The organism is Roseateles sp. P5_B10, assembly GCF_056400485.1.
Genome location: NZ_JBFULE010000135.1, coordinates 1 through 10,039, shown reverse-complemented (window position 1 = coordinate 10,039; position 10,039 = coordinate 1). Strand labels below are relative to the sequence as shown.

At 71.0% G+C, this 10,039-nt stretch carries 13 protein-coding genes; 12 read left to right on the top strand and 1 reads right to left on the bottom strand.

Features of this window, described 5'->3' with window-relative positions; all coding sequences use genetic code 11:
* Positions 1 to 798 (bottom strand): DUF3500 domain-containing protein (locus AC1DU6_RS11335; protein ID WP_477857248.1); only part of this gene is annotated, 798 nt, incomplete at its 3' end.
* Between the two features lie 84 nt (positions 799 to 882).
* On the opposite strand from AC1DU6_RS11335, the gene AC1DU6_RS11330 reads away from it, so the two are divergent.
* The 12 genes from AC1DU6_RS11330 to AC1DU6_RS11275 all read left to right on the top strand — a co-directional run.
* Positions 883 to 1,362 carry a VOC family protein gene (locus tag AC1DU6_RS11330; RefSeq protein ID WP_457323344.1) on the top strand — a complete coding sequence of 160 codons (480 nt, stop codon included), beginning with the start codon at positions 883 to 885 and terminating at the stop codon, positions 1,360 to 1,362.
* 31 nt (positions 1,363 to 1,393) lie between these two features.
* The gene (locus AC1DU6_RS11325) at positions 1,394 to 2,545 is read left to right on the top strand and encodes a serine hydrolase domain-containing protein (RefSeq protein ID WP_477857246.1); all 1,152 of its coding nucleotides are present in this window, start codon (positions 1,394 to 1,396) and stop codon (positions 2,543 to 2,545) included.
* 113 nt (positions 2,546 to 2,658) lie between these two features.
* Positions 2,659 to 3,390 (top strand): hypothetical protein, encoded by a 732-nt coding sequence (locus AC1DU6_RS11320; protein WP_477857245.1) that lies wholly within the window; start codon positions 2,659 to 2,661, stop codon positions 3,388 to 3,390.
* Positions 3,391 to 3,500: 110 nt separating this feature from the next.
* On the top strand, positions 3,501 to 4,121 hold the full coding sequence (gene ccmA / locus AC1DU6_RS11315) for a heme ABC exporter ATP-binding protein CcmA (protein WP_457323785.1): 621 nt from the start codon (positions 3,501 to 3,503) through the stop codon (positions 4,119 to 4,121).
* Complete coding sequence (gene ccmB, locus AC1DU6_RS11310; RefSeq protein WP_457323784.1) at positions 4,121 to 4,783, top strand: heme exporter protein CcmB; 663 nt, start codon at positions 4,121 to 4,123, stop codon at positions 4,781 to 4,783. The genes ccmA and ccmB overlap by 1 nt, the downstream gene beginning before the upstream one ends.
* Positions 4,784 to 5,536 (top strand): heme ABC transporter permease CcmC, encoded by a 753-nt coding sequence (gene ccmC, locus AC1DU6_RS11305; RefSeq protein WP_457323783.1) that lies wholly within the window; start codon positions 4,784 to 4,786, stop codon positions 5,534 to 5,536. It abuts the gene before it with no gap.
* 91 nt (positions 5,537 to 5,627) lie between these two features.
* Positions 5,628 to 6,050 carry a cytochrome c maturation protein CcmE gene (ccmE, locus tag AC1DU6_RS11300; RefSeq protein WP_457323782.1) on the top strand — a complete coding sequence of 141 codons (423 nt, stop codon included), beginning with the start codon at positions 5,628 to 5,630 and terminating at the stop codon, positions 6,048 to 6,050.
* Entirely contained in the window at positions 6,047 to 7,972 is a 1,926-nt protein-coding gene (locus AC1DU6_RS11295; RefSeq protein ID WP_457323781.1) for a heme lyase CcmF/NrfE family subunit, read from the top strand. Before ccmE ends, AC1DU6_RS11295 begins: the two co-directional genes overlap by 4 nt.
* Entirely contained in the window at positions 7,969 to 8,493 is a 525-nt protein-coding gene (locus tag AC1DU6_RS11290) for a DsbE family thiol:disulfide interchange protein (protein ID WP_457323780.1), read from the top strand. Before AC1DU6_RS11295 ends, AC1DU6_RS11290 begins: the two co-directional genes overlap by 4 nt.
* Positions 8,486 to 8,851, top strand: coding sequence for a cytochrome c-type biogenesis protein (locus AC1DU6_RS11285; RefSeq protein ID WP_457323779.1), 366 nt, complete (start codon positions 8,486 to 8,488; stop codon positions 8,849 to 8,851). The genes AC1DU6_RS11290 and AC1DU6_RS11285 overlap by 8 nt, the downstream gene beginning before the upstream one ends.
* Entirely contained in the window at positions 8,848 to 9,477 is a 630-nt protein-coding gene (locus AC1DU6_RS11280; RefSeq protein WP_457323778.1) for a tetratricopeptide repeat protein, read from the top strand. The genes AC1DU6_RS11285 and AC1DU6_RS11280 overlap by 4 nt, the downstream gene beginning before the upstream one ends.
* 46 nt (positions 9,478 to 9,523) lie before the next feature.
* On the top strand, positions 9,524 to 10,039 hold a 516-nt coding region (locus AC1DU6_RS11275; RefSeq protein WP_477857250.1), incomplete at its 3' end, for a chromate transporter.

Below are 10,039 nucleotides of genomic sequence, written 5' to 3'. Positions count from 1 at the left end.
GCCCAGGCGAGCCTGGGCCAGATCGGGTTGAAGGTGGTCGGCCAAGGCGGTGATCAGCTTCAGCACCTGGGCCTGCTGGCCGGCGTCCATGTCCGCGAAGGGCAGGCCCATGGCGTCCAGCGGCCTGGCACGCGCGGCATTGCCGCTGACGATGTCGCCAAAGGGGCGGGTGCTGAAGATGGCGCGCGAACGCTGTGCCGGCGCCAGACCGGCCAGCCATTGGCGGGCCAGGTCTTCCTCGCTACCCAGCAGGCGAAAGCCCTGCCGCGGCCCGGCAGGCACGACGGCCGGGTTGGCGCCAAAGAATTGCGGCAGCGTCGACACATAGCGGTCGCCGTTCAGGCTGAAGTGCAGCGACAGGTGATGCCCCTCGACGCGCCATCCCCAGCCGGCAGCGCCGGGCTCGCCGAACAGCGCGACGGCGTAGTTCTCGGGGTCGCGAGAGCTTCCCGAGCCTTCGATCTGGCGCAACGCGATCTCCAGCGCCATCAGCGCCCTCACCTTGTCCAGCCCGCTCTCGTTCAGCGCGGTGCGCAGCAGGGCCGTCGTCGCCTCGCGCTGCGCGGGAGACATCGCCTTCAAGGCGATGCCGTCACGGCGGCGCGGCGTGTGGTGCCAGTCGCTGCGGGCGGCCTCGGTGAAGGGCTGCAGCAGCTCACCGCGCTGTGCTGCCGGTGTGGCCTGCACGAGCTGCAGGCCGGCCTGGGTAGGCGCTGGCGCTTGGGCGTGTGAAGCGGACATGACGGCCAGCAGCGTGGCAAGAATCGAACCTGCCAAAAGAGCGCGACGGAGTTTCATGGCGCGCAACATAACGCGGCTGTTCCTAGGGATCAACTTTCCGTCAGGCCCCGCCTAGGCTGGCCGCCCAACCAGGAGATGCCCATGACTGCCAAGAACACGATCTGCCTCTGGTATGACGGTGACGCCGAAGCCGCCGCGCGTTTCTAYGCCGAGACCTTCCCCGACAGCCGCGTCGGCGCTGTCCACCGCGCGCCGGGCGACTACCCCGACGGCAAGCAGGGCAACGTGCTGACCGTGGAGTTCACCGTCGCCGGCATCCCRTGCATCGGCTTGAACGGTGGCCCGATGTTCAAGCACAGCGAAGCCTTCTCCTTCCAGATCGCCACCGACAACCAGGCCGAGACCGACCGCCTGTGGAAAGCCATCGTCGGCAATGGTGGGCAGGAAAGCCAATGCGGCTGGTGCAAGGACCGCTGGGGGCTGTCGTGGCAGATCACGCCGCGCGCGCTCATCGATGCCATCAGCGACCCCGATACCGCCGCTGCCAAGCGGGCCTTCGAGGCCATGATGGAGATGCAGAAGATCGACATCGCCAAGATCGAGGCCGCACGACGCGGTTGAGCGGGCCCGCCGGGCCCTGAGAATCCCGGCCATGAGACCTGCCCTCACCATCGCAGGGCTGCTGGCCGCCGCCCTGCTGGTCAGTTGCGCCCACCACCCCAGCCTCGCACCCCAACCGCTCGCCGAAGCCGACGCGGCCGTCGAGCGCTTCATCGCCCAGGGCCAGCTGCCAGGCGCCGCGCTGTGGGTCGAGCGCGTCGGCCACGGCAGCCACCATCGCGCCTACGGCCAGCGTGCCGTCGAGCCGGCGCCCGAGCCGCTGGACGAGGCCACCATCTTCGACGCCGCCTCGCTGACCAAGCCGGTCGTCACCGCCACGCTGGTGCAGCTGCTGCGCGAGCGCGGCCAGCTTGACCTCGAGGCGCCACTGCAGCGCTATCTGCCAGGCTGCGGTGGCGCCGACAAGGCCGCCATCACGTTGCGCCTGCTGCTGACGCACAGCTCGGGCCTGCCCTCCGGCCTGCCCCGCAATGGCGCCGGCGACTGGGCGGGTAAGGACGACGCCCTGCGCATCGCCTGCGGCCTGCCCCTGGCCGCTGCGCCGGGCGCGCAGTTCCGCTACTCGGACGTCAACTACATCCTGCTCGGCCTGATCGTCGAACGCGCCAGTGGTGTGGCGCTGGAACGCCTGGCCGAGCAGGCCCTGTTCCAGCCCCTGGGCATGATGGACAGCGGCTATCTGCCGCTGCGCCGCATGGACGCCTCACGCGTCGCACCGACCGAGAAGTTGCCCGGTGGCCAGGTGCTGCGCGGCGAGGTGCACGACCCGACCGCCCGCAAGATGGGCGGCGTGGCCGGCCATGCAGGCCTGTTCACGACGACGGCGGACCTGGCCCGCTTCGCGCGCATGCTGCTGGCCGGCGGCGTGGGCGAGGACGGCCGACGCCTGCTGTCCGAGCAAAGCGTGGCCCTGCTGACGACGCCGCAGTCCCCGCCCGGCCTCGCAGAGCAGCGCGGCATGGGCTGGGACATCGCCTCGCCCTATGCGCGCCCGCGCGGCAGCCTCTATCCGCCCACCAGTTTTGGCCACACCGGCTTCACCGGCTGCGCCTTCTGGCTGGACCCGACGAGCCGCAGCTTTTTCGTGCTGCTGTCCAACCGCGTGCATCCAACCGCAGGCACCAATGTGCTGCCGCTGTATGGCGAGCTGGGTACGCTGGCGGCGCGGGCGGCGGGTTTGTAGGCGGATAAGCCAAGCCCATCGCGCCACAGCCCGTTTCGTCGCATGGGCCATGCCTCATGCGCGCGCCGACCTAGATTGCATGCCTTCAATGGCACAGGATCTGCATGAACCCCATGAGGCGTGACTGGTCGAGACGGGTCTTGCTCGGCGTGCTGGCGGCTGCGCCGGCTGCCAYCAGGGCGGCGCTGGCGACCCAAGGCGAGGTGTTCGTTGTCTCCACCCTGTACTCGCGGCACAAGCTGGTGCCGGCCTATGGCCTGCCCGTGCTCCGCCAGGTCATCGAGGCCGTGAAGCCCGATGTGCTGGTGTTGGACGTCACACCCAAGGAACTGCGCACCCGCAAGGTCTGGCCCGGCAAGGTCGAGTACCTCGACGTCATCTTTCCCTACCTCGATGCCACCGGCATCCCGGCTCTGGGATCGGAACCGGACGAAGCCTTGTTCAATCAGCTGACGGGCTCGGTGGGCCAGGCTTACAAGGCCTTCGGTGAGCGGAACCCGGCCGGCGCCAAGGCGCTCGACGAGCTGAAGCAGGCCACGTATCGCGCGCTGGCCAGCGGGTGGAGCTCTGCTGCCGACGTGAACAGCGAGAAGACGGACCGGCTGGTGGCTGCGCTGCGGGAGATCGAGGAGGGCCTGGTGGGCCAGGAGGCTGCCCAGGTGCAGGCCCAGTGGGATCAGCACCACGCCGATCGGCTGCGCGACGCCGTGCACGCGCATGCCGGCAAACGGGTGCTGATGCTGGTGGGCATCGAAAGCCGCTACCGCGTGCTGCGCAACCTGCGGTCTGCGGACGAGATTCACCCGACCGACGCCGAGGCGTGGCTGCGGCGCGCCGGACTCTGATCCCGCGCCCCGAAGCCTGACGGCTTGAGCGCGAAAAGCAGCGCCAACTGAAATAGCTCAGTCGTTTTGCTTCGTTGGCGCCGCATGGCCCGCTGCCTAGAGTGGCGGGCATGTCTCTCGCCCTCGCTTCCCTTTCTGCGCCACCCGTGCTCATCCTGCAGCGCGTGGGCCAGTCGCGTGGGGCGCGGCCGCTGTTCGAAGAGATGGACCTGGCCCTGCATCCCGGCCAGCTGCTGTGGGTGCAGGGCGCCAACGGCAGCGGCAAGACCAGCCTGCTGCGGCTGATCTGCGGCCTCAGCGCGCCGCGCGCGGGGCGGGTGCATGTGGAGCGCGAGTTGCTCTACATCGGCCACCGGCCCGGGCTCAAGGACGTGCTGTCGGTCATCGAACAGCTGCGCAGCAGCGCCGCGCTGGCCGGGCGTCCTTGCACTGAAGGACAGGCTCTGGCGGCACTCGCGCCGGTCGGCCTGGACGACGCCGCCGGGCTGCGCCTGGCCCAGCTGTCCGAGGGCCAGCGCCGCCGCGTCGCCCTGGCGCAGTTGTGGCTTCCCCGGGTTGCACCGCTGTGGGTGCTGGACGAGCCGCTCGCCGCGCTGGACGCCGCGATGGCCGATCGCATCGCCCAACGCCTGGATCGGCATGCGGATGAAGGCGGCAGCGTCGTGTTCACCAGCCACCAGGCCCTGCCGCTCAAGCGCAGCGTCCGCAGCCTGCAGCTCGGGAGGCCTTGATGGGCGTCGCTCTGCAGGCCGCCGCGGCGCTCGCCCGGCGGGAGTGGTCCAGCACGCTGCGCCAGCCGGCCGAATGGCTGACGCCTCTGGGCTTCGTCGTCGGCGTGGCCGCCATGTTTCCCCTGGGTCTCGGGCCCGAGCCGGCTAGGCTGCGCGAGCTGGCGCCGGGACTGCTGTGGATTGCCGCTCTGCTGGCCAGCCTGCTCGCCCTGCCGCGCCTGTTCGCACCCGACCTGGCCGACGGCAGCCTGGAGCAATGGTGGCTGGCGCCGCTGCCACGCCCTTTTGCCGTGGCGCTGAAGCTGGCCGTGCACTGGGCCTTAAGCAGCCTGCCGCTGGTGCTCGTCACGCCGCTTCTGGCGCTGGCCTTCGGCATCGACAACCCGACGCCACTCGCGCTGAGCCTGCTGCTCGGCACACCCGCCTTGGCGCTGCTCGGCGGCCTGGGCGCGGCGCTGGTGCTGCATGCGCGCGCCGGCGCCGGCTTGCTGGCCCTGCTGCTGCTGCCGCTGGAGGTGCCGGTGCTCGTCTTCGGCACTGCGGCGGCCCAAGGCGGTGCGAATGCAGACACCGCCCTGCTGCTGCTCGGCGCCTGGCTGGCCGTGCTGCTGGCCCTCGCCCCCTGGGCCACCTCGGCCGCTCTCTCACTGATGTTGGATTGAATGACCACCCCGCACCCGCTCTGGCGCTATGCCAGCCCCGCCCACTTCCTGCCGCTGACCGGCCGGCTGCTGCCCGCGCTGTGGCTGCTGGCAGCACTCGGCATAGCGACCGGCCTCACCCTCGGCCTCTTCATCGCGCCCACCGACGCCCAGCAGGGCGAGGCCTACCGCATCCTCTACCTGCACGTGCCGGCGGCCTGGATCGCCATGGTCTGCTACGGCGCCATGGCCTTCTGGGCGCTGTGGGGCCTGGCCTGGAAGACGCGCCTGGCCTTCGTGCTGATGCGCGCGCTGGCGCCCACCGGCGCCCTGTTCGCCGTGCTGACGCTGCTGACCGGCTCGCTCTGGGGCCGGCCGACCTGGGGCACCTGGTGGGTCTGGGATGCACGCCTCACCTCGGCCCTGCTGCTGGCCCTGCTCTATGTCGGCTTCATCGCGCTGACCTCGGCGGTCGACACGCCCGACGACCCGCGTCGTGGCGACCAGGCCGGCGCGCTGCTGGCGCTGGTTGGCGCGCTGAACCTGCCAGTGCTGTATTTCTCGGTCAGCTGGTGGAACACCCTGCACCAGGGCGCCTCCATCACAGCGCGCGGCAGCGCGATCGCGCCGGAGATGCTGGCGGCGCTGCTGCTGTCGACGCTGGGGTTCTGGGCCTATGCCGGCGCTGTCGTGCTGGCGCGGGCGAGGCGGCTGCTGCAGGCCCGGGTCGAGTCCGAGGCGCGCTGGCCACGTGCGCTTGGGAGCCTGACATGAGCGAGCTCTTCGGCGCCCACGCGTTCTATGTCTGGGCTTCACTCACGGCCGTGGCCCTAGGCATCGCCGTCGAGCTGTGGTCCCTCCGCCGATGAAACCCCGCCACATCCGCCTCCTCGGCCTGCTCGCCATGCTGGCCCTGCTCGCAATGGCCGGAGGCCTGGTGCTGAAGGCCTTCCGCCAGAACCTCGTCTTCTTCGTCACGCCCAGCGAGATCGTGCGCGGTGAAGCGTCGGCCGGCACGCGCTTTCGGCTCGGCGGCATGGTGGCGCCTGGTTCAGTGCAGCGCGGCGCCGACGGCCTGATGAGCTTCACGGTCACCGACGGTGCACGCGACGTCGCCGTGAGCTACCGCGGCCCGCTGCCCGACCTGTTTCGCGAAGGCAAGGGCGTGGTCGCGCAGGGCAAGCTGGCCGGCCTGGGCTTCGTCGCCGACGAGGTGCTGGCCAAGCATGACGAGAGCTACATGCCGCCCGAGGCTGCCGCGGCGCTCAAACAAGCGAGCGCAAGATGACGCCCGAACTCGGCCAGTTCGCACTGCTGCTGGCGTTGGCGGTCGCACTCGCGCAGGCGCTACTGCCGCTGTGGGGCGCACAGTCCGGCCGCACGCGCTGGATGGCTCTTGCGCGGCCCCTGGCCACCGTCGGCTTCGGCCTCGTCAGCACCGCCTTCGCCACGCTGGTCGCCAGCTTCATCCAGCTCGACACCTCGGTCGCCTACGTCGCCGCCAACGCCAGCCACGAGCTGCCGCTGGGCTATCGCATCACGGCGAGCTGGGGCGGGCACGAGGGCTCGCTGCTGCTGTGGGTGTGGATGCTGGCGGCCTGGGGCGCGCTGGTGGCCGCCCGCAGCCGCAAGCTACCGCCCGCCTTCGCGGCGCGCGTGCAGGGCGTGCTTGGCGCCGTGGCGGCTGGCTTCCTCGCCTTCATCGCCTTCACGTCCAACCCCTTTGCTCGGCTGCTGCCCGCGCCGCTGGAGGGCCGCGACCTGAACCCGCTGCTGCAGGACCCCGGCATGGCGGCCCACCCGCCGCTGCTCTACATGGGCTATGTCGGCTTCGCGGTCGGCTTCGCCTTCGCGGTGGCGGCCCTGCTGGACGACGCGCCCGACGCGCGCTGGACGCGCTGGGCCCGGCCCTGGGTGCTGGCCGCGTGGTCGGCGCTGACGGGCGGCATCCTGCTCGGCAGCTTCTGGGCCTATTACGARCTGGGCTGGGGCGGCTTCTGGTTCTGGGAYGCGGTCGAAAACGCCGCCTTCATGCCCTGGCTGCTGGGCACCGCGCTGATCCACTCGCTGGCCGTGGCCGACAAGCGGCCGGGCTTCCTGCGCTGGAGCCTGCTGCTGGCGCTGCTGGCTTTTTCGCTGTCGTTGCTGGGCACCTTCCTCGTGCGCTCGGGCGTGGTCAGCTCGGTCCACGCGTTCGCGAGCGACCCGTCGCGCGGCCTCTTCATCCTGGCGCTGCTGGCGCTGGCCGTGGGCGGGTCGCTGACGCTGTACGCGCTGCGCGTGGGCCGCCTGCCCGCGGCCGAGGGCTACGCTTTCGGCTCGCGCGAATCGCTGCTGCTGCTGAACAACCTGCTGCTGGCCACGGCCACGGGCACCGTGCTGCTGGGCACGCTCTACCCGCTGGCGGCCGAAGTTATCTCGGGCACCAAGCTGTCGGTCGGCGCCCCCTACTTCGATACCGTCTTCCCGCCCATCATGCTGCCCCTCGTCGCCCTGCTCGTCGTCGGGCCGCTGGCGCGCTGGCGGGTGGCGGCACTGGGTGCCGTGAAGCCGTTGCTGCCGCTGGCATTGACCGCGCTCGCGAGCGCTGCGGTGCTGGCCGTCGCACTGCAAGGCTCGCTGTGGCTGGCTGCCGGCATCGCCACCGGCCTGTGGGCGCTCGGCGGCACGCTGTCACTCGCCTGGCACCAGCGCGCCGCCTGGCGGCACAGCCTGCCGCTGTGGCTGGCGCATGCCGGCATCGCCGTCTTCGTGCTGGCCGTGACGCTGGTGCGCAGCCTGGAGCAGGCGCATGACCTGCAACTCGCGCCTGGCGAGCAGGTGCGCGTGGCAGGCCATCTGCTGCGCTTCGAAAGGCTGGAGGCCGTGGACGGCGCCAACTACCGCGCCGCCCGGGCCAAGCTGGTGTGGCAACACGGCGGTGAGGTCATCACGCTGTCGCCGGAGAAGCGCGTCTATACCCGTCGGCAGTCTGCGATGACCGAGGCGGCCATCTCGCGCGGCCCGTGGCGCGACGTCTACGTCAGCCTGGGCGATGCCGATGTCGACGGGCGCTGGGCGCTGCGCCTGCAGATCAAGCCCTTCATGAGCTGGGTGTGGATCGGCGCGCTGCTGATGGCCGTCGGCGGCCTCTGGGGCGCACTCGCTCGGGGACGCAGCCCGCGCGCCGAGTTGCAGCCCAACTTCGTCCCCGCGCTCTCGACGCCATGAAACCCAAGCTCGCCACCCTCGTTCCGCTGCTGGCCAGCGCAGCCCTCGTTACGCTGCTCGCACGCGGCCTGAACCGAGATGCCCTGGCGGAGCCCACTTCGCCCTTGATCGGCAAACCTGCTCCCGTGCTCGACCTCGAGCGCCTGGACGGCGAAAGCCTGGCTTTGCAAGGCCAGGTCTGGGTGCTGAATGTGTTCGCCTCCTGGTGCGCGCCCTGCCGCGCCGAGCTGCCGGTGCTGGGTCAGCTCGCCGAACAGAGCGGCGTGCGCGTCGTCGGCCTGGACTACCGCGACACGCCCGAGCTGGGCCTGGCCTTCCTGAAGCGCCACGGCAACCCGTATGCGCTGACCTGGCTGGACCCGCAAGGCAAGGGCAGCCTGGCCTGGGGCATCACCGGCGTGCCCGAAACCTTTGTCATCGACCGTCGCGGCGTCGTGCGGCTGCGGCTCACGGGGCCGGTCACGGCGGAGGACCTGAACAAGCGCCTGCTGCCCCTGATCGCGAGGTTGAAGCGTGCGTAGCCTCGTCGCGCCCCTGCTGCTGGCCGCGGCCTTCAATGCCCGGGCTGAAGACCTCGATACCCGCGTCGAACGTCTGGCTCAGGAGCTGCGTTGCGTCGTCTGCCAGAGCCAGAGCGTGGCCGAGTCCAGCGCGCCGCTGGCCGTCGACATGAAGCGCCAGCTGCGCGAAGGCCTGGCCGCCGGCCGCAGCGAAGTCGAGCTGCGTGAGGAGCTGGTGCAGCGCTATGGCGAGCAGGTGCTCTACCGCCCCGCCCTGCACGCCGGCACGGCGCCGCTCTGGTTCGGGCCGCTGGCACTGCTGGCCATCGGTGCCGGTGTCTATCTGCGCCAGGGCCGGCGGCGCGAGGAGCCGCGGTGAGCCTATTCATCCTCGCCGCCGTCGTGTTGACGCTGGCCTCGCTGCTGCCTCTCGCGCCGGCCCTGCTGGGCCCCAACAGCCCACGCGCATGGCGCACCGCTGCAGTCCTGGGACTGGCCCTGCCGCTCGCTGCCAGCCTGCTCTACGTCCAACTCGGCCGACCCGACGCCATCAACCCGCCGCCTGCGCTGCCCGCCAACCCCGTTCAGCAGATGGTGCAGCGCCTGGCCGACCGTCTGCAGCGCACGCCCGACGACGCCGAAGGCTGGGCCCTGCTGGCCCGCGCCTACGAGCAGTTGGGCCGCCCGCAGGACGCCCTGCCCGCCTACGCGCAACTCGAACGCCTGCGCCCCGCCGACCCGCAGCCCTTGAGCCAGCACGCCGTCACCCTCGCTTTGGTGCAAGGCCGGGGCCTCGCTGGTGAGCCCGAGGCGCTGCTGCAACGCGCGTTGAAGCTCGACCCGCACCATGTGCCCACGCTGGCCCTGCTCGGCAGCGCCGCCCATGAGCGCGGCGACACGGCGGCGGCTGTGGGCTACTGGCGCCGCGTGCTGGCCGAGGTGCCGGCCGACAGCGACATCGCCGCCTCGCTGCGCGACAGCATCGCGAAGGCGCAGGCCCGTTGAACAGGCCCTACATTGCGGCTGACCGTCTTCAGCCCGGAGCCCCGCCATCGACTCGCCGCCCCGCCCCGTCAGCTTCTGGGAAGCCTTCCGCTTCTGGCTCAAGCTCGGCTTCATCAGCTTCGGCGGGCCGGCCGGGCAGATCGCCATCATGCACACCGAGCTGGTCGAGCGCCGCCGCTGGATCAGCGAGAAGCGCTTCCTGCATGCGCTGAACTACTGCATGGTCCTGCCCGGCCCCGAGGCCCAGCAGCTCGCCACCTACATCGGCTGGCTGATGCATCGCAGCTGGGGCGGCATCGTCGCCGGCGCGCTGTTCGTGCTGCCGTCCCTCTTCATCCTCGTCGCGCTGGCCTGGGTCTACATGGCCTGGGGCAAGCTGCCCGTCGTGGCCGGCCTCTTCTATGGCCTCAAGCCCGCGGTGACGGCCCTGGTCGTGCATGCGGCCCACCGCATCGGCACGCGGGCGCTGAAGAACGGCTGGCTGTGGGGCATCGCTGCCGCCGCCTTTGTCGCCATCTTTGCGCTGGACGCACCCTTCCCGCTGATCGTGCTGGCCGCTGCC